The organism is Helcococcus bovis, from assembly GCF_046035835.1.
GTDB classification, from domain to species: Bacteria; Bacillota; Clostridia; order Tissierellales; family Peptoniphilaceae; genus Helcococcus; species Helcococcus bovis.
In genome coordinates this window covers 1-19870 of sequence record NZ_JBFNGB010000001.1, presented here as the reverse complement: position 1 = coordinate 19870, position 19870 = coordinate 1, and the positions used below count along the sequence as shown (strand labels likewise).

Genomic DNA, 19870 nt, shown 5'->3' with positions numbered 1-19870 from the left:
AAATGGAAAATATAAAAGAGCTACAACAGAAAGCCTTAGAGATGTATGAATATTTTTCAAAATTTTGTGATGATAATAATTTGAGATACTATGTGTGTGGAGGAGCTTGCATAGGAGCTATTAGACATAAGGGTTTTATTCCATGGGATGATGATATTGACTTATTTATGCCTAGACCAGATTATGAAAAATTAGTATCAATTTGGAATGAAAAAGGTAATAAAGAAAAATATACATTATGTAGAACTAATAAGAATATAAATTACCATGATGGTGGTACTTTGTTAAAAGATAATAATACAACATTTATAAATAGTCATAGTGTAAATGAAGATATCCATCATGGATATATGATGGATATTATACCGTTAGATGGTTGTGCGCCTTTAGGCTTTAAGAGAAAAATACAAAAAATTAATGCAGCTATTTATTCTTTATTTAATGTTCAAAGGTTACCAGATAATCAAGGTAAAAAAATAAGAATGATGTCTAAAGTTGTTTTAGGATTAGTTCCATCAAAAAAATTAAGATATTTTATATGGAAAAAAGCTCAAAAAAATATGAGTAAATATAATTTTGATGAATCAAAATATATTACGGAGTTAGTTACAGGATTTAGATATATGAAAAATGAATATCCTAAAAATGTATTTGATGGATATAAATTAATAAAATTTGAAGATATATTAATTAAAATTCCTAATGATTATGATTTTTATTTAAAAAAAGCATTTGGAAATTATATGGAATTGCCTCCGGAAGATAAAAGAGTTCCTAAACATGATGTAGTTTTTTATGATTTGAATAATTCATACAAAATATATAAAGGAAAGAAGTATTTGGTAAAATAATAATGAAATATATACTAGAACAACCTAATAATAAAAATGTAGATTTAAGAGATTTACAGCTTAAAAATTTAGAAATATTAAAATATTTTGATTCATTTTGTAAAAAACATGACTTAAAATATACACTATGTGGAGGATGTTGCATTGGAGCTTTGAGACATGAAGGATTCATACCGTGGGATGATGATATTGATGTACATATGTTTAGAGAAGACTATGAAAAATTATTTAAATTGTGGTCGAAATTTGCTGACAAAGATAAATATAAAATAGTTAGAACAACTAAAAATGACTATCAAGATACTATGTTAACTCAAATATCAATGAATAATACGACTTTTATAAAAAATAATCAAGTTGATAAAGATATAAATCATGGTATTAAATTAGAAGTAATTCCACTTGATGGTGCTCCAGAATCAAATTTTAAGAGAAAGATACAATTATTTAATGCACTTAAATTTTATTTATATAATAGAGGATTTGCTCCGGAAAATAGGGGAAAATTATTTAATATAGTTGGTAAAATTTTATTATTTTTTAGAAAAACACCAAATTCTAGATATAAATTATGGAAAAGAGCAGAAAAAAATATGACAAAATATTCAATTGAAAGTTCTAAATATATTACAGAATTATGTGTTACTTGGAAATATATGAAAATAAAATATCCAAAAGAAATTTTTTTAGGTGAAAGATTAGCTAAATTTGAAGATGGGTTTTATCCTATTCCTTATAATTCCGAAAAATATTTAAATATGGCATTTGGAGATTATACAAAATTACCAAAAGAAGAAGATAGAAAACCTAAACATGATGCAATTTTGATTGATCTTGATAAATCATATGAAGAATATAAAAATATATATTACTTAAAGGATAAAAGATGAAAAGTGAAAAAAAATTATTATTTAAAAATACATTAATGATGTATATAATGCGATTTTCTACGTACTTTTTTGGTTTTATTTCCGTACCATATCAAACAAGGATATTAGGACCAGATATGTATGGAAAGATAGCATTAGCAATGGCATTAATGGTTTATTTTCAGTTAATAATAGATTTTGGATTTATATTATCTGGAACCCAGGAAGTAGCTAGAAATTCTGATGATAGAAGTGAGTTAAAAAGAATATATTCTTCAATTCAATATTTAAAATTTGGACTGATTATGATTTCTTTTATTGTTTTAACTGTATTTTGTTTAATGGTAAAAAGTTATAGAGATGATTATTTATTTTACTTTTTATTTTTTGTAGGAACAGCTATAAATGGATTATTGCCGGACTATGTATATAGAGGGATTCAGGAAATGAGCGCTGTTACTTATAGAATTATTATATCAAGAACAATATTTACAGCTTTGATTTTTGTTTTCTTAAGAAAACCATCAGATTATATGATTATTCCAGTTATAAATGCGTTTGGCAATTTAGTTGCTTTTGTTTGGTCTATTTTATATTTGAAAAAAACATATAATATTCATTTGGTTAAAGTAGATTATAAAACAATTAAATCTCATATGTTAATGTCTGGATCATTCTTTTTATCAAGAATTGTAGGTACAGTATATACAAGTATGAATTTAATGATTTTAAATTACGTGACACCTATATCTAAAGGATATTATGCTGTAGCAGATAAATTATTTTCAACTGGACAGCAAGCATTATCTCCAATTTCAGATAGTGTTTATCCGTATATGGTAAAAAATAAAGATTTTAAATTAGTTAATAAAATTTTAATAATATTAATGCCTGTTATAATTATTTTCTGCTCAGTATTTTATATTTATGCTGAAAAAATGATGGTATTTATATTTGGGGCTGATTATGCATCGTCTGGAGAAATAATTAGATCACTTTTACCAGCAGCAGTTGCTACATTGCCAGATTATTTATATGGTTTTCCAGTAATGTCTGGGTTAAACATTACTAAACATGCTAATTATTCAGTTTATATTTCTTCAGGAATACACATTATAATATTGCTTATTGCATTTAGAACTGGAAATATTTCCGCCGTATTTTTAGCAAGACTTATTTCATTTACTACAATTATTGATTTAATATATAGAGTAATAATTGTAAGAATATGTTGGAAAAAATATAATAAAGATTATAGAAAAGAGGTTATAAGTGAGTAAGCTTTATCATATTAAGGAAAGTATAAAAAAAACATTAAAAAAAATACCATTATTTTATAGTTTAGGTCATAAAATAATGTTAAATAAAGAGGAAGAAAAAAAAGAAAAACTAAGAGAAAGTTTTAAAAAATATGGAGTTCAAGGAATTAAGGATGTACAAAAATTAATGGAAACTTCAGGTTGGGAGTTTTTCTTTTCTTGTGGTACATTGTTAGGAATTATAAGAGAAAATGGTGTTATTGAACATGATGTAGATTTAGATTTAGCTATAATGGAAAATGAAAATTTTAGTTGGGAAAAATTAGATGAGTTAATGTCAACTATAAATTTTATACCATTTAGAAGTTTTTATTTAAGAGATGAAGTTGTAGAAAAAACATATATTAGAGAAGGGTTACAAATTGATATTTATGTGGAAGAAATTATAGATGAAAATTATATGGAAGCTCCTTTTTTCTATAGAAGAAATCACATAAATTATGTTGACAGAATGGAACATTCAGTAGCTTTTATGAGAGATAAAAGAACTAAAAATATATTGAGAAAGAAAATATTTGATTTTTATGTAAATATACCTGAAAATTATGAAGATATATTATATGGAAATTACGGAGAAAATTGGAGAATTCCAATAAAAAATAACGAAATATGGACAGCGCCAAATTTGATATTCGATAAAAATATAAAGGGATATAAAGTAATGCACTAGAGGAGAATTTATGAATGCACACAATATAAAAAATAAACTTAGTATGGCTATAAATGAACCGTATTATTTTGTAAAATATTATTTTATTTTATTACTAATACAATCATTATTTTTCGTAGAACCTAAAATGCAGAATTTAATAAATTATTTATTTATTATGTGGGGAAGCATAATGATGTTAAATAATTTTGTTTTAAGTAAACAATATTTAAAAATAAAAACATTATATGTATTCTTTGCCTGTTGGATATTTTCAATATTTACAGTCTTTTTGAATAGAGAAGCAGGAAATTTAATATATTCATTAAAAACAATATACTTATTGTCGATAGTGTATTTTATATTTTATACATATTTTAATCTAACAAAGAAAAGTAAAAACGAATCATTATATAGTATTGTAAAACCTCTTGTTATATTACAATTTATATTTGCTGTACTTTCTATTTTGATGTTTATTTTTAATATTTCAGGATATGTTTTGAGACCTGATGAAGGATTTTACTTTGGTGTAAGATATATTTTTAGAAATTCTGGAATAATAAATCCGCTTTTAGCAGGGATTTATAATGATCCAAATTATGGAGTTATAATAAACTTTAGTTCTATACTATTATCTATTTTTATGATTAATAATAAAAGAACGGGTAAATTTTTTAAAGGTATATTATATATAAATATATTACTTGAATTTTATATGTTAGTTTTAGCTAACTCAAGAGCTGCATACATTGGAATGGTAGTATGTATTATTATGATATTATCATTATTAGCATATAACTTTATAAGAAACCACAAAAATGAGTTAAAACATTTATATCATATTGGTGCAATTATAATTATGGTGTTAATTACTTTAATACTAGGGGATTTTATAAGATCTGAATCATATAAAATATTACAAAAGCCCGTAACAAGAGTAACACTTGTATTAAAAAATTCAAAATATGATCCAAAATTAAAAAACTCAAAACTTAATTTTGATAAATTTAATTTAATTATAAAAAAAGTTCCTTTGTCAGATAAGTATATCGGTCTTTATCCAAAATATTTTGAACATTTGGGAGCACATGATGACTCAATAAAATTAAGTATTGATAATAATAATTTTGAAAAAATTTCAGAAGATAAAGAAGATACAGACACAAAAGATATATTACAAGCTGGTAATGGTAGAGTGGGAAGATGGTATGAATCCTTAAAATTAGTTACAAAGCATAGACCTCTAACGGGAACATCATCTAGAGGAACAAAGTATTTTGCGGCTAAATATGCTAGTGAATCAGAACCATTTAGAAGATTAAATGAAGGGCAAGATCCAGTTAATAGTTTAATAAGATTTTTATTACATTACGGATGGATAAGTTTTATTTTATTATTATCATTTGGATTATTTGTAATAGTAAATATAATTAAAAATATTAAAAAATATGAAAAAGTAAATTACAATTATATACTTATTTTTGGACTGGTTGGATATTTGCTAGTTATATCAATGTTTTTATCTGCATTGTTAGATGTATGTAGTTTTTATTCTGCAACATTAGCATTTTTATTAGGATATTTAGAATTTGTTAAACCGCAAGATGAGGAAAAAATTAATGAATGAGTTAATATCAATCATTATACCTGTATATAATGGTGAAAATTATATAAATAGAATGTACAATTGCTTAGTAAATCAGACATATACTAATATAGAAATTATTTTTGTAAATGACGGTTCTACAGATAATAGTAAAGAAATCCTAGAAAATTGTGCAGAAAAAGATAAAAGAATAAAGTTTATAAATAAAATTAAAAATACAGGCGTAAGTGAAACTAAAAATATTGCAATAGATAATGTATCTGGTAAATATATTTTATTTGTTGATATAGATGATGTAGTATCTCACAATATTGTAGAAATATTATATAAAAATATAAAGAAATATAATGCTGATATTTCTTCTTGTGATTTAGAAAAGGTTTACGATAATAATTTAGTATTTGGAAAAATAAACAATGAAGTTTCAATTTTTAATAAAAAAGAATCAATACTTGCTGCTTTAAAAGGAAAAAAATTGAACATGTTTACCACAGCTAAATTATATAAAACTGAATTATTTGATAATATTAGATTCCCAGAAAATATGAAAATGATTGAAGATGCGTATATTTCTTGTGAATTATTACTTAAGAGTAATATGGTTGTTTATACATCTGATAAATTATATAAATATATATTTAGAGATGGAAGTTTAATGAATAGTTCGTTTAGTATAGAAAATGAATTAAATATAATTGAAGTTCAAAAAAGAAATGCACAATTAATATTGGAAGTTTATCCTGAATTAAATGTAGAAGTCCAACAAAGGATTTTATGGGGATATTTTAGATTTTTTGATAGACTTTTATTATCTGAAAAAATTGATGAAAATATGATAAATAAATATAAAAAAGAAATTTATGATAGAAAAAAATATGTGTTCTTAGGAGACTTTTTTAATATAAAAAGGAAAATTTCTACAATTATTTTATTTATAAATTTAAATTTATATAAAAAATTAATAAATAGAAAAGGTAAAAAATTATTTTAAGAATATAAATTTAATAGGGTAAATTACATATCGTAAAAATAGATATGAAATTTACCCTATTTTTATTTGCAAAAATTTCAAAAAAGGTATATTATATATTCATAAAATTATAAAAAGGAGAGTTCATGAATAATATAAAATTTGATATATTGAAAAAATTGTACTTAAATAATAAATTAAATCAAAAAGAGATATCAGAAAAAATCGGAATTTCTGTGGGATTAGTAAATAAAAATTTAAATGAATTGAAATTGGAAAATTATATAGATAAAGACAATAAATTATATGAAAAGTCAGAAAACGTCTTAAATAGTTGTAAAGTAAAAAATGCAATAATATTGGCTGCAGGGTTTGGTATAAGAATGGTTCCGATAAATATGGAACAACCTAAAGGTCTTATCGAGATAAACGGAGAAAAAATAATTGAGAGATTAATAAAACAATTACAAGAAGTAGGTATAACTGAAATTACTGTAGTTGTAGGATTTCAAAAAGAAAAATATGAGTATTTAATAGATAAATTTGGAGTTAATCTAAAGATTAATATGACATATCATGAAAAAAATAATATGCATTCATTAAATATTGTAAAAGAAAAAATTAATAATACTTATATCATTCCATCCGATGTATACTTTTATGAAAATCCATTTTCCAAATATGAAGGATATTCGTGGTATATGATATCTGATACAGAAAAAAGTTCAAGTTATATAAAGGAAAATAGAAAAAGAGAAATAGTAATAACTAAAAATAAAGAATCTGCAAATCAAATGGTCGGAGTTAGCTTTATCTCTAAAGATGATTCCGAAGGAGTAAAAAAAATATTAGATGAATATTCTAAAAATTCTGAATATGATAATTATTTTTGGGAAGATGCATTAATAAAATCAGGATTTAAGTTTTATTCTAAAAAAGTAGCAAATTCTAAATATATAGAAATAAACACTTATGAAAAACTTAGAGAAGTTGATGAAAATTCTAAAGATTTAGAATCAGACAAAATAGACGTAATTTCACAAGTTTTTAATGTTGATAATAACGAAATTGTTGATATTAAAACATTAAAAAAAGGTATGACTAATAGATCCTTTTTATTTACGATAAATAATCAAAAATACATTATGAGAATACCTGGTGAAGGTACAGATAAGTTTATAAATAGAGCTGAAGAAGCAGAAGTATATAATTTAATAAAAGAATACAATCTATGTGATGATATTATTTATATTAATCCAAAAAACGGATATAAAATTACTAAATATATTGAAAATTCAAGAGTTTGTGATTATGAAAATGATTTAGATTTAATAAGAGCTATGAAATTTTTAAGAGAATTTCACTATAAAAAATTAAAAGTAAATCACGAGTTTAATCTTTATGATAAATTAGAATATTATGAAAGTTTATGGATAGTAGATAAATCAATTTATGTTGATTATGAAGAAACCAAAGAAAAAGTCTATAAAATAAAAAAATTTATTGATGAAAACAAAAATGATTATATATTGTGTCATATAGATGCGAATGTTGATAATTACTTGTTCTTTAAAAAAGAAAATTATGAAAAAGAAGAAATTAGATTGATAGATTGGGAATATGCTTCAATGCAAGATCCGTTACTTGATATTGCAATGTTTTGTATTTATTCTTTATTAAATCAAAGATACGTTGATAGAGTAATTGACACATATTTTGAAGGTACGACATTAGAAAAGGACAGAAATTTAATTTATGCATATATTGCTGTAGCTGGATTGGTATGGAGTAATTGGTGTGAAATTAAAAGTCAAATTGGAATTGAATATGGAGAATACTCAATTGCACAATATAGATATGCTAAAGATTATTATAAAATATTAAAAAATAAAGGAATTGTAGACTAATGTACAAAGTAGATAATGCAATAATATTAGCGGCAGGAGCATCGAGTAGATTTGCACCACTTTCCTATGAAATGCCTAAGGGATTAGTTGTGGTTAGGGGAGAAGTACTAATTGAAAGACAAATAAAGCAAATAAAAGAGAAAGGTATTGATGAAATAATAGTTGTTACGGGATATCAATCTGAAAAATTTAATTATTTATCAGAAAAATTTGGAGTTAAAATAATTCAAAATACTCAATATGATAGACGTAACAATAATTCAAGTATTTATGCTGTTAGAGATTATTTGAAAAATTCATATATTTGCTCAGTAGATAATTATTTTAATGAAAATGCTTTTGAAAAATATGTGGAAGAAAGTTATTATTCTGTTTTATATAGTAAAGAATTCATTAATGAATGGTGCGTGTCATATGATAAAGAAGAATATATTACCGGTGTGAAAATTGGTGCAGAAGATTCTTGGTATATGCTTGGTCATACATTTTGGAATGAAAAATTTTCAAAAATTTTTATAGAAATTTTAGAATCAATATATGATGATGAAGATACACATGATTTACTTTGGGAAAGCATATATTTGAATAATCTTGATAAATTAAAAATGAAAATAAGAAAATATCCTAGTGATTATATATTTGAATTTGATTCATTAAACGAATTAAGAGAATTTGACAATAGTTATATTTCAGACACAAGATCTAAAATTATAAAATCAATAGCGGAAAAATTTAATTGTTTAGAATCTGATTTAACTAATTTTGTAGCCACAAAAGACTTTATAAAGGCGAATGGATTTGATTTCACTTTTAAAAATCAAGTTTTCCATTATGATTATGAAACTAAAAATTTAGTAGAAAAAGGAGGAAATAAATGATTAACGGATTTTTATCAGGAATATTGTGGGCGTTAGATACAGTAATTTTAAGTATAGCTTTGGCAAGCACAAACTACATTTCTACACCTGAAGCGCTAATGTTTGCTCCGTTTGTAAGCACATTTTTACATGATTTATTTTCTACTATGTGGATGACAATAATTACCATAGCAAAAAAACAAACAAATGAAATAAAAAGATCGTTGAAAACAAGAAGTGGTAAGATAATAATTTTAGGAGCTTTATTAGGTGGTCCGATAGGAATGTCAGGATATGTAATAGCTATTAATAATATCGGTCCTGGATTGACCTCGATTATATCTTCTATTTATCCGGCTGTTGGAGTATTATTTTCTATTATATTCTTAAAAGAAAAAGTTAAACCAATTCAATTATTTGGCTTGACTATAAGTATTTTAGGGGTAATATTCCTTAGTTATCAAGCAAATGGAGAATTTTCTGAAGGAAACTCGTTTTTAGGTTTCATTGCAGGAGTTGTTTGTTGCGTTGGATGGGCTTCAGAAGCTGTAATAGTTGGATACGGCATGAAAGATGAAGGAATAAGTGACGAAAATGCATTATTTATAAGACAAATTTCCTCAAGTTTATTTTATGGAGTTGTAATCTTAATATTCTTAGGAGCTTGGAAATTTACATTTTCAACATTATACACAAATTCAATATTATATGTATTATTAGCAGGAATATTTGGGACTATGTCCTATTTAATGTATTATAAAGCAATAAATAAAATAGGAGCATCAAAGGCAATGCCATTAAATATAACATATACAGCTTGGGCAGTATTTTTCTCATATATAATATTAAAACAAAGCATAACATTATATAGTATTATTTTAGGTATTGTCATTATTTTAGGTTCTATACTTTCTAGCGTAGATTTAAGACAATTCAGAAAATAATAAATGAAAATATTGACAAATACAGTTTTTATGATAAACTAATTTGGTTAAATAATATTCAGGAGGAAATTATGAACTTTATAGATGTTTTAGTGAAAACACTTCAAACACAAAAAATTAACACAGCAATTTTTGCAAGTTTAGCAATCATTTTATTTGGTTACTATCTTAGAAAAAAAGAAATTTTCAATGAAAATACAGGAAAGATACTTACAAAGGTAGTATTATCAGTATCATTGCCAGCATTAGCATTGAAATCATTTATGGCAGACATCAACCCAGAAACATTAAACAAAGGTATTGGTATTTTAATTTGGGGTATCGCAGTTTATATTGTACTTATTATATTAACAATACCAATGTATGCTCAATATAAAGGGGATGAAAATGATACTTTAAGAATTTTATCTATTTTCGGATCAACAACATTCTTTGGTATTCCAATTGTTACAGCTATTTATGGAGCTCAAGGAGCTTTATATGCATCAATCTTTAACATTGGATATAGAATTTTCTTATATTCATATGCATACATTAAGATGAGCAACTTAAAGATGACATCTGACAATTTGAAGAAGATGTTCTTAAATCCAATTGTTTTAGCAACATTCTTAGGATTATTTATTTGGATATTCCAAGCATATTTACCACAAGTTAATGTAACATTTGCGGATAAGACAGGAAAAATGGTAGAAAAATCAGTGGCATTCTTAAGATTAGATAGAACTTTCCCACAATTTTTCCAAGTATTGACATATTTATCAAGCTTAGCATCACCATTAGCATGGTTAGCAATTGGTTCAACATTAGGATCAGTAAGCTTCAAAACAGCTATTTCAGACAAGAAAACATGGTATTATACAGTTATGAAATTAATAGCTGTACCAGCAATTAACGTAATCGCATTAATTGGTTTAAGATTAGTTGGATTCCCAATTGATTTAGTTGGTTTAGGAACAGTTGTAATCATGATGGCAACACCACCAGCAACAGTAGCAGTAGCATATGCTATTAGTAATGATAAAGATGCTTTATTAGCTTCAAATGCTTCATTATTAGCTACATTAGGAGCAGTTTTAATGGCTCCAATTTGGATAGTTGTTGTACAAGTTTTAGGACACACAGGATTATTTTAATATAATTAGTTAAATTACTTAAATATAAAAGGGGAAATATATGACACTTAAAATTGCATGTTATGGTGTAAGACCAAATGAAGTATCATCATTTGAAAAATATAATAAATATGGATATGATTTGGTTCTTATAGAAGAATTATTAACACATGATAATATTGAAACAGCTAAAGGTTGTGATGCAGTTATGCTGAGAGGTAACTGTGTAGCAGATAGACAAAATTTAGAAAAATTAAAAGAGTATGGAATAGATTTAGTTTTTACAAGAACAGTAGGATTTAATCATATTGATTTGAATGTTACTAAAGAATTAGGACAAAGAGTAGCAAGAGTACCAGCTTATTCACCAAATTCAGTAGCAGAATTGTCAGTAACATTGGCAATGATGCTTTTAAGACATACTGCACATACTGTAAACAAGACAAGCAATTATGATTTTCGTGTAGATCCTATTATGTTTAGTAAAGAGATTAGAAACTGTAAAGTGGGTATAATAGGAACAGGTAAAATCGGTTTAACAGAAGCAAAATTATTTAAAGGGTTAGGAGCTGATGTTTTAGGATACGATATTTACCAAAGTGAAGATGCAAAGAAAGTATTGAAATTTGTTGAATTAGAAGAATTATTAAATGAATCAGATATCGTAAGTATTCATGTTCCATATATTAAAGGACAAAATGATAAAATGATTAACGATGATTTTATATCTAAAATGAAGGATGGTTCAATACTTATAAATACAGCTCGTGGCGAAGTTCAAGATAATGAAGCGATTTTAAGAGCATTAAAATCAAATAAATTAGATGGATTTGGTACAGATGTATTTGCAAATGAAACAGCATTTTTCTTCAAAAAATTTAATAGTGGAGATGAAATATCTGATAAGGTTGTTAGAGAATTAGTTGATATGTATCCAAGAGTACTAGTTACACCACATGTAGGCTCAAATACAGATGAAGCTTTGAAAAACATGATAGAAATTACATTAGATAATTTTAATGATATATTAACAACTGGTAAAACTGTAAATGAAGTAGGAATTATATAATATATAAGTAGTTGTATTAATTAATTAATTGTGTTATAATTACATGGTTAAGAACTAAATAAAAGTGAAAGAGGTGATATTATGAAAAAGAATTTACATCCTGAATACCATCCAGTAATATTTTTAGATACATCTACAGGATACAAGTTCCTATCTGGATCTACTAAAACATCAAATGAAACGATGAAATGGGAAGACGGAAATGAATATCAAGTTATTCGTGTTGAAGTATCTTCGGATTCACATCCATTTTATACTGGAGCACAAAGAGTTGTTGAACGTGGTGGTAGAGTAGAAAGATTTAAGAAAAAATACAAAATGGATTAGTTTTAATTCAAATGATATTTACAATAACAATGCCAAGGGGAACCTTGGCTTTTTATTTTATATAAATTATTTATGTTATTTTCGTAATAAACAGATAAAATTGTAATTTATTTGTAACTTTTGTAATTTTTATGTTATAATATAAAAATTAAATAGATACAAATAGGAGTTTTTATGAATTACAATATAAATTTAAAAAAAATATTTGAAAAAATCATTTTATTAACAGTATTTTTGGTAGTACTTTTTATATTTGGGAATAAAGCTAATGCATCAGGAGTAAATGGTTTTATAACACAAAAAGATGGTAGTGTGTTATATTATATTGATGGAGTAAAAAAATATGGCTGGCAAATAGATGAAGGTAAATGGTATTTTTTAGATAGAAAAAATGGGATAAAAAAATATGGTTGGCAACTAATTGATGGTAAATGGTATTTTTTAGATAGAAAAAATGGAGACATGAAAACAGGTTGGCAACTAATTGATGGTAAATGGTATTTTTTAGATAGAAAAAATGGAGATATGGAAATAGGTTGGCAATTAATTGATGGTAAATGGTATTTTTTAGATAGAAAAAATGGAGACATGGAAATAGGTTGGCAATTAATTGATGGTAAATGGTACTATTTAGATAGAAAAAATGGAGACATGAAAATAGGTTGGCAATTAATTGATGGTAAATGGTACTATTTAGATAGAAAAAATGGAGATATGAAGACTGGTTGGTTAAATGTAGATAGCGCACATTATTTTCTTCACCAAAATAATGGAAATTTAATTTATGGTGATTTTGAGGTTGATGGTGTAAGATATTATACAGATAAATCAGGAAAATCTTATTTATATAACAAAAGTTTAGTACCTAATTCTAAAACAGTTTATTCTGAATCAGTTTCAGTGGTTAAATATGATTTAGATTTACCAGCTATAAAAAGTAGTTCACCTAAAATATATACAATTGGTCAATTTGAATGGCATGGAGTTATATATTGGGGAGGACATAAATTTACTTATTATTCGGAAAGAGTGTTACCAGGTGGAGGATTAAGTATACCGGGTAGATACACAAGCCAATTAGGATATGTTACTGATAAAGATGGATATATTGTTTTAGCATCTAATATATTTGTGCCAAAAGGGACCGTTATTGATACACCTTTTGGAGCTCAAGGGAAAGTTTATGATAGATGTGAGTCATGCTCAATCGATTGGTTTGACGTATATACAAGATAATCACTATAAGAGACGAAGAAATTCGTCTCTTTTTATTTTGATATTTAGTTGATATAATTATTTCGGTATAGATATAAAGCGATATTTTTAGGTGGTGAGATATGGATAAAAGATATATTTTAAAATATAATAGACCTTCAGAAAAAACATACAAAGGATGGGAAGAAGAAGCTTTACCACTAGGGAATGGCTATATTGGAGCTAAGATATTTGGATTAATTAATGAAGAAATCATTCAATTTAATGAAAAATCTCTTTGGTCCGGAGGTCCAAATGGAATCGATGATTATCAAGCTGGCAACGATGATTATAGATTTGAAAGTTTAAGGAATGTTCAAAAATTATTGAAATCTGGGAAAATTAATAAAGCAAGAGAAATGGCTGAAAGTAAATTGATAGGACCACAGAATTCTCAGTATGGAAAATATTTATCTTTTGGAGAAATTGATATTAAATATAACGATTCTGATACAATATCAAATTTTGAAAGAGGATTAGACATTTCCAATTCTTTACATTATACAAAATATTTATCAGATGGAAAAAATATTGAAAGAGAATCTTTTATAAGTTATCCGGATAATGTTTTTGTAATGCACCTTAAAAATGAAAAAAAACAGACTATTACAATAAATCTAAATTTGACAAATTATTTAGTTGATAGTGATGAGAATTCAAAAATGAAAGTAGGAGATTCTACATTTTTTGAAAAAGGTATTTTACTTTCGGGATATGTTTGCGAAAATAATTTACGATTTTCAGCATATTTAGAGATTGAAACTGATGGTAGAATCGAAAATGATTATGGCTTAAAAATTTCTAATTTTAACGATGTTAAAATATATTTATCCGCTAAAACTAATTATATTCAAAATCCAAAATTAAATTATAAAGATGATAAAATTAATCTTAATGAAGATGTTAAAAATATTGTAAAAACTGCTATTTTAAAAGGTTATCAAAAAATTAAAGAAGACCACATAAAAGATTATAAAAATTTATTTGACAGAGTTAAATTAAATATTTCTGAATATGATGATAGATATATGGATGAAATTTTAGAAGAATATAAAATTAAACAAAATAATTATTTAGAAGAATTATATTTTCAATATGGTAGATATTTATTGATTTCTTCTTCAAGAGCTGGAAAAAATGCACTTCCTGCAAATCTTCAAGGCATTTGGAATGCTGTTGATAACCCACCATGGAATAGTGATTATCATTTAAATGTTAATTTGCAAATGAATTATTGGCCAGCATATATTACCAATTTGTCCGAAACAGCTATTCCGCTTATAAATTATGTTGATGATTTGAGATTTTATGGTAGGAAATGTGCTGAAAAGTATGCTGGAATAATATCAAATGATGACGAAGAAAATGGTTGGATGGTACACACTCAAGCTACTATATTTGGTTGGACTGCACCAGGTTGGAATTATTATTGGGGTTGGGCACCAACATCAAATGCTTGGATCATTCAAAATGTCTATGATTATTTTAAGTACACATTAGATTATGATATTCTTAGAAATAAGATATATCCAATGTTAAAAGAGACGGTTAAATTTTGGAACTCATTTTTAATTTATGATGAAAAAAGTGATAGATATGTAGTTTCTCCTTCATATTCTCCAGAGCATGGGGATATTTCAATTGGAAATACTTACGATCAGTCATTGGTACATGATTTGTTTTCAAATTATTTAGAAGTTGCAAAAATTATGAATGATACAGACTATATTGAAGATGTTAGAATAAAAATGAGTAAACTTAGACCAATTCATATTAATTCTAAAGGAATGATTAAAGAATGGTACGAAGAAGATTCATCTGATTTTAATGCATCTAAAATAGAGAAAAATCATAGACATATTTCACATCTAGTAGGATTGTTTCCGGGAAAAATTTTTGATTACGATGAAAAATACAAAAATGCAGCGAGAATGTCTTTAGAAGATAGAGGAGATGGAGGAACTGGTTGGTCAAAGGCTTATAAAATTAATTTATGGGCAAAATTAAGTGATGGAGATAGAGCTCATAAATTATTAAGAGAGCTTTTAGTTAATTCGACATTAAAAAATCTATGGGATACACATCCGCCGTTTCAAATTGATGGTAATTTTGGAGCTGTTAGTGGTATAGCTAATATGCTGGTATCTTATAAACAAGGGGGAATTATCCCGTTACCTGCACTTCCAAAATCTTGGAAAGATGGTGAAGTAATTGGTTTGAAAGTTTTTAATAAAGAAGTTAATATTAAGTGGAAAAATGGAAAAGTTATTGATTTTAAGGTTATATAAATGTGTAAATTTATGATATAATTATATGTTATGAAATTTAAAAATATGTCAGGGGTTAAAATGTAGTGAAAAATGTAAAAATAGATGATTTGCTAAATGGAGATTATAGATTTACTAAAATTGTTTTGCAATATATTTTGAATTATACAATGTCTGATATATTTCAAAATAGATTTGAAACATTAAGTGAAGAAAAATATCTAGAGTTTATGAAAATTCAGGAAAAGTTAAAAGATAAAATACCATTGCAGTATGCTATTGGAAAGTGGAATTTTTATGGTAGAGATTTTATAGTAAATGAAAATGTTTTGATTCCAAGACCTGAAACAGAATTGCTAGTCGATGAAGTTTTGAAGGAAAATTTAGACGGTAAAACTATTTTAGACATAGGGACTGGAAGTGGGGCAATAGCTATTTCGTTAGATTTAGAAGCTAAAAATTGTAAAATTTTTGGGTCTGATATATCAATTAATGCATTGAAAATTGCAAAAAAAAATTCTAAAAGTTTAAATTCAAATGTTGAATTTATTGAATCGGATTTATTTCAAAAAATTGATAGAAAATTTGATATAATAGTCTCAAATCCACCATATTTAAGTGAAGATGAATATGATAAAGTTGATGAAATTCTTTATTATGAACCTAAAAATGCATTTGTAGGTGGGAAAAAGGGTTATGAATTTTATGAAAATATTATAAAAAATGCTTCAAAATATTTGAACGAAAATGGAAAATTATTTTTTGAAATAGGATATAAGCAGGCGGAAGTTGTAAGAGATTTGCTTTTACGTAATGGATATAATAATATTAAAATTAAGAAAGATTATAGCAATTTAGATAGGGTAGTTATAGGTGAGTTATGTTTGAAAAATTAGAGTTAACAAAAGAGAAATATTACGATTTAGAAAAAAGATTGGCTAGTCCTGAGTTATTAGCTAATATGAATGAATGGCAAAAAGTTAATAGAGAATATGTTGATATCAAGCCATTAGTAGAAACTTATGAAGAATATAGAAAAAATGAAAATTTGATTGAAGAAAATAAAGAAATGCTAAAAATGGCAGATGAACAAGAAATGAAAGATTTATTAAATGAGGAAATAGCAGAAGCTAAGGGGAATTTAGTAAGTTTAGAAGAAAAGATAACATTCTTACTTGTTCCAAAAGATCCAAATGACTATAAAAACGTTTATGTGGAAATTAGATCAGGAGCAGGTGGTGATGAAGCGGGATTATTTGCTGGTGAGCTTTATAGAATGTATCAAATGTATTCAAGTAAGCAAGGATATAAGATTGAAATTGTTTCACTTTCTGAACAAGGAATCGGTGGTATCAAAGAAGTTATCTTCATGGTAAAAGGAGAAGGTGCATATTCAAAATTAAAATATGAATCAGGAGTGCACAGAGTTCAAAGAGTTCCACAAACAGAGACATCAGGACGTATTCATACTTCAACAGCGACAGTTGCAGTTTTACCAGAAGCTGAACAAGTTGACGTTGAAATCAATGAAGCAACTGAATTGAGAATTGACTACTTTAGATCATCAGGAGCAGGTGGACAACACGTTAATACAACTGACTCTGCTGTTCGTATTACTCACATTCCTTCAGGAATTGTAGTTTCTATGCAAGATGAAAAATCTCAACATAAAAATAGAGATAAGGCTATGAAAATTCTTTATCAAAAGTTATATGAACACAAATTGGAAGAACAACAAAAAGAATTATCTGAAGATAGAAAATCTCAAGTTGGTACAGGAGATAGATCAGAAAAAATCAGAACTTACAATTTCCCACAAGGAAGAGTTACTGATCATAGAATTAACAAGACAATTTATCAATTAGATTCATTTTTAGATGGTAATATTGAAGAAATGATAGATGCTTTAATTTTGGAAGATCAGACAAAAAAATTAGCATTGTCTCAACAATAGATTAGAGTGATCATGAAGAAAGTATTTTTAATTTGTTTATTAATCATATCTATTGTTGGATGTTCAAAAAATGTAATTGTAGGGCAAGATGGAGATAAATCAGCCTCAGAATATTTAAGAAAATTTTATGATTCAGATACACAAGGAGTGAAAGTTGATTTTATAAATTATGATATATTTAATAAATTAAAAACTCAGACAAATGACTTTGTGATTGTATATTCTAGCTTAAAATGTGAATATTGCAAAAAATTTGTTCCTGAATTATTTAAACTATTGAATGAACAAAAAATTTCTCATGTTTATTTTATGAAATTTGATGAAATGTCACACGACCACCAAAAAAAAGTTTCAAGTACATTTTCTGATGGTATAATTCCTACTGTTCAATTTTTTAAAGGTGGAAATTTAACAGAATTTCAAGGAGAATTTGATTTGTTAAAACTATCAAAAATAATTGAAGATTTTAAAAAGGAGAATAATAAAAATGGATAATCAAAAAGATTTATATCTTGAAAATTCATTAATAAGCTCATTTGTAGGAAATCCGCTATTTGATGATATTTATTTAGAACATAATTCATTACCGGAAATAAACTTTGATGAAATATCTACAGAATCTGAAATTTTTGGTAAAAAAATTTCATTTCCGCTAATAATAAACGCAATGGTTGGGGGATCTGAAAAAGGATTTGATGTAAATCAGACTTTATTTTCACTAGCTATGGAATTCAAATTGCCGTTTTCTGTAGGATCACAAGATGGAAATTTTGATAATGAAGAATCAAAATTATATCTTGAAAGAATTGGTGAAAGTGAAAAATCCGAGGTAGTTGTTCTATCAAATTTAAGTGCGAAATCGGATGAAAAATCAATTGAAAATGCAATGAACTTGATTAATAGTGATGGAGTAACATTATACTTAAATTCAGCCCAAGAAATCATAAGTTCTGATGGAGATACTAATTTTAGAAATGTACTAGAAAATATTAGAAAATTATCAAAAACTTATTCTTCTAAAATGATTATAAAAGAAAAATCTATGGGAATGACAAAGTTAACTGTTGATAAACTTGTGGATGCTGGTGTAAAGTACATTGATGTTTCTGGAAGTGGAGGCACCAATTTTATTGAAATTGAAAATCTTAGAAATTATAAAGAAGATTTTTCAGACTTATACAGTTGGGGGATTCCTACTGCAAAATCAATAATTAATGCTAGAGAATCAAGCCAAATGCTTAAAATAATTGCAAGTGGCGGTATAAAAACAGGATTAGACATTGCAAAAGCATTAATCATTGGTGCTGATTATGTAGGAGTTAGTGGTGAATTATTGAAATATCTATTGCATGGTGGATATGATCAAGCTAAAAATTATTTAGAAGACTTAATCTACAAAACAAAAGTTGTTATGTTCCTTTTGGGAGTGAAAAATATAGAAGAATTAAAAAATGTAGATTATAAGATAGTTGGAAGATTAAAAGAAATATTATAATATACTTTAAGAAAGAAAAATCATGAAAGAATACAAACAAAAAATCGCAACGAAAGGCCAATTAAAATTAATTATCTTTACAGATTTACTAATTTTCTTAGCCATAGGCGTAATTATTTATGAAACATACAAAAAGGTAAATCACTTTGCTTCATACCTTTTGCTAGGAACAGTATTTATCCTAATGGGAGTCAACCAATATATTTATTACAAAAATAATGGTGGAATCGGCTATATCGCAATGACAGCAATATACTCAATTATAGGTATAACAATGATAGGATTTAGGCTTTTAACATAATTATATAAATTTTTATTTTGTGGTAATTAAATTTTTGATTATCCTATATGTCGAGCTTATAGTTAGTAGTTTAGTATTATGTACGGCGAGAAATGGGGAAGAAAATATAAAAA

The 19870-nt window shown here is 25.9% G+C and carries 19 protein-coding genes; all 19 read left to right on the top strand.

Annotated elements, in window-relative coordinates; all coding sequences use genetic code 11:
- Window positions 1–2: 2 nt before the first annotated feature.
- A complete protein-coding gene (locus ABGF48_RS00095) occupies window positions 3–851 on the top strand; it encodes a LicD family protein (protein ID WP_408104323.1) in 849 nt (282 codons plus the stop codon).
- Between the two features lie 2 nt (window positions 852–853).
- Window positions 854–1741, top strand: coding sequence for a LicD family protein (locus ABGF48_RS00090; RefSeq protein ID WP_408104322.1), 888 nt, complete (start codon window positions 854–856; stop codon window positions 1739–1741).
- Window positions 1738–3000 carry an oligosaccharide flippase family protein gene (locus tag ABGF48_RS00085; RefSeq protein ID WP_408104321.1) on the top strand — a complete coding sequence of 421 codons (1263 nt, stop codon included), beginning with the start codon at window positions 1738–1740 and terminating at the stop codon, window positions 2998–3000. Before ABGF48_RS00090 ends, ABGF48_RS00085 begins: the two co-directional genes overlap by 4 nt.
- A complete protein-coding gene (locus ABGF48_RS00080) occupies window positions 2993–3709 on the top strand; it encodes a hypothetical protein (RefSeq protein WP_408104320.1) in 717 nt (238 codons plus the stop codon). Before ABGF48_RS00085 ends, ABGF48_RS00080 begins: the two co-directional genes overlap by 8 nt.
- Window positions 3710–3719: 10 nt before the next feature.
- The gene (locus tag ABGF48_RS00075) at window positions 3720–5318 is read left to right on the top strand and encodes an O-antigen ligase family protein (protein ID WP_408104319.1); all 1599 of its coding nucleotides are present in this window, start codon (window positions 3720–3722) and stop codon (window positions 5316–5318) included.
- Complete coding sequence (locus ABGF48_RS00070) at window positions 5311–6288, top strand: glycosyltransferase family 2 protein (protein WP_408104318.1); 978 nt, start codon at window positions 5311–5313, stop codon at window positions 6286–6288. The genes ABGF48_RS00075 and ABGF48_RS00070 overlap by 8 nt, the downstream gene beginning before the upstream one ends.
- 125 nt (window positions 6289–6413) lie before the next feature.
- Window positions 6414–8174: an NTP transferase domain-containing protein gene (locus ABGF48_RS00065; RefSeq protein ID WP_408104317.1), complete on the top strand. Its 1761-nt coding sequence runs from the start codon at window positions 6414–6416 to the stop codon at window positions 8172–8174.
- The gene (locus ABGF48_RS00060) at window positions 8174–9052 is read left to right on the top strand and encodes an NTP transferase domain-containing protein (RefSeq protein ID WP_408104316.1); all 879 of its coding nucleotides are present in this window, start codon (window positions 8174–8176) and stop codon (window positions 9050–9052) included. The genes ABGF48_RS00065 and ABGF48_RS00060 overlap by 1 nt, the downstream gene beginning before the upstream one ends.
- On the top strand, window positions 9049–9975 hold the full coding sequence (locus ABGF48_RS00055; RefSeq protein WP_408104315.1) for a DMT family transporter: 927 nt from the start codon (window positions 9049–9051) through the stop codon (window positions 9973–9975). The genes ABGF48_RS00060 and ABGF48_RS00055 overlap by 4 nt, the downstream gene beginning before the upstream one ends.
- 71 nt (window positions 9976–10046) lie before the next feature.
- Window positions 10047–11111, top strand: coding sequence for an AEC family transporter (locus ABGF48_RS00050; protein ID WP_408104314.1), 1065 nt, complete (start codon window positions 10047–10049; stop codon window positions 11109–11111).
- 40 nt (window positions 11112–11151) lie between these two features.
- Window positions 11152–12159: a 2-hydroxyacid dehydrogenase gene (locus ABGF48_RS00045; protein ID WP_408104313.1), complete on the top strand. Its 1008-nt coding sequence runs from the start codon at window positions 11152–11154 to the stop codon at window positions 12157–12159.
- A gap of 81 nt (window positions 12160–12240) precedes the next feature.
- Window positions 12241–12486, top strand: a complete 246-nt coding sequence (locus ABGF48_RS00040; RefSeq protein ID WP_408104312.1) for a type B 50S ribosomal protein L31 — start codon at window positions 12241–12243, stop codon at window positions 12484–12486.
- Between the two features lie 174 nt (window positions 12487–12660).
- Complete coding sequence (locus ABGF48_RS00035) at window positions 12661–13722, top strand: hypothetical protein (protein ID WP_408104311.1); 1062 nt, start codon at window positions 12661–12663, stop codon at window positions 13720–13722.
- A gap of 101 nt (window positions 13723–13823) precedes the next feature.
- Entirely contained in the window at window positions 13824–16028 is a 2205-nt protein-coding gene (locus ABGF48_RS00030; protein WP_408104310.1) for a glycoside hydrolase family 95 protein, read from the top strand.
- 65 nt (window positions 16029–16093) lie between these two features.
- A complete protein-coding gene (gene prmC, locus ABGF48_RS00025) occupies window positions 16094–16903 on the top strand; it encodes a peptide chain release factor N(5)-glutamine methyltransferase (RefSeq protein WP_408104309.1) in 810 nt (269 codons plus the stop codon).
- Window positions 16888–17961, top strand: coding sequence for a peptide chain release factor 1 (gene prfA, locus ABGF48_RS00020; RefSeq protein WP_408104308.1), 1074 nt, complete (start codon window positions 16888–16890; stop codon window positions 17959–17961). Before prmC ends, prfA begins: the two co-directional genes overlap by 16 nt.
- Window positions 17962–17973: 12 nt before the next feature.
- Window positions 17974–18456, top strand: a complete 483-nt coding sequence (locus tag ABGF48_RS00015; protein ID WP_408104307.1) for a thioredoxin domain-containing protein — start codon at window positions 17974–17976, stop codon at window positions 18454–18456.
- Window positions 18449–19456: a type 2 isopentenyl-diphosphate Delta-isomerase gene (gene fni / locus ABGF48_RS00010; RefSeq protein WP_408104306.1), complete on the top strand. Its 1008-nt coding sequence runs from the start codon at window positions 18449–18451 to the stop codon at window positions 19454–19456. Before ABGF48_RS00015 ends, fni begins: the two co-directional genes overlap by 8 nt.
- 22 nt (window positions 19457–19478) lie before the next feature.
- A complete protein-coding gene (locus ABGF48_RS00005) occupies window positions 19479–19757 on the top strand; it encodes a hypothetical protein (RefSeq protein ID WP_408104305.1) in 279 nt (92 codons plus the stop codon).
- Window positions 19758–19870 lie beyond the last annotated feature (113 nt).

What these genes read in the sequence shown, in the direction of transcription:
- ABGF48_RS00070 (WP_408104318.1), top strand. Translation starts at nt 5,311, where the DNA reads ATGAATGAGTTAATATCAATCATTATACCTGTATATAATGGTGAAAAT.
- ABGF48_RS00005 (WP_408104305.1), top strand. Translation starts at nt 19,479, where the DNA reads ATGAAAGAATACAAACAAAAAATCGCAACGAAAGGCCAATTAAAATTA.
- ABGF48_RS00040 (WP_408104312.1), top strand. Translation starts at nt 12,241, where the DNA reads ATGAAAAAGAATTTACATCCTGAATACCATCCAGTAATATTTTTAGAT.
- ABGF48_RS00030 (WP_408104310.1), top strand. Translation starts at nt 13,824, where the DNA reads ATGGATAAAAGATATATTTTAAAATATAATAGACCTTCAGAAAAAACA.
- ABGF48_RS00045 (WP_408104313.1), top strand. Translation starts at nt 11,152, where the DNA reads ATGACACTTAAAATTGCATGTTATGGTGTAAGACCAAATGAAGTATCA.
- ABGF48_RS00035 (WP_408104311.1), top strand. Translation starts at nt 12,661, where the DNA reads ATGAATTACAATATAAATTTAAAAAAAATATTTGAAAAAATCATTTTA.
- ABGF48_RS00085 (WP_408104321.1), top strand. Translation starts at nt 1,738, where the DNA reads ATGAAAAGTGAAAAAAAATTATTATTTAAAAATACATTAATGATGTAT.
- ABGF48_RS00065 (WP_408104317.1), top strand. Translation starts at nt 6,414, where the DNA reads ATGAATAATATAAAATTTGATATATTGAAAAAATTGTACTTAAATAAT.
- ABGF48_RS00015 (WP_408104307.1), top strand. Translation starts at nt 17,974, where the DNA reads ATGAAGAAAGTATTTTTAATTTGTTTATTAATCATATCTATTGTTGGA.
- ABGF48_RS00055 (WP_408104315.1), top strand. Translation starts at nt 9,049, where the DNA reads ATGATTAACGGATTTTTATCAGGAATATTGTGGGCGTTAGATACAGTA.
- fni (WP_408104306.1), top strand. Translation starts at nt 18,449, where the DNA reads ATGGATAATCAAAAAGATTTATATCTTGAAAATTCATTAATAAGCTCA.
- prfA (WP_408104308.1), top strand. Translation starts at nt 16,888, where the DNA reads ATGTTTGAAAAATTAGAGTTAACAAAAGAGAAATATTACGATTTAGAA.
- ABGF48_RS00050 (WP_408104314.1), top strand. Translation starts at nt 10,047, where the DNA reads ATGAACTTTATAGATGTTTTAGTGAAAACACTTCAAACACAAAAAATT.
- ABGF48_RS00095 (WP_408104323.1), top strand. Translation starts at nt 3, where the DNA reads ATGGAAAATATAAAAGAGCTACAACAGAAAGCCTTAGAGATGTATGAA.
- ABGF48_RS00090 (WP_408104322.1), top strand. Translation starts at nt 854, where the DNA reads ATGAAATATATACTAGAACAACCTAATAATAAAAATGTAGATTTAAGA.
- ABGF48_RS00075 (WP_408104319.1), top strand. Translation starts at nt 3,720, where the DNA reads ATGAATGCACACAATATAAAAAATAAACTTAGTATGGCTATAAATGAA.
- ABGF48_RS00060 (WP_408104316.1), top strand. Translation starts at nt 8,174, where the DNA reads ATGTACAAAGTAGATAATGCAATAATATTAGCGGCAGGAGCATCGAGT.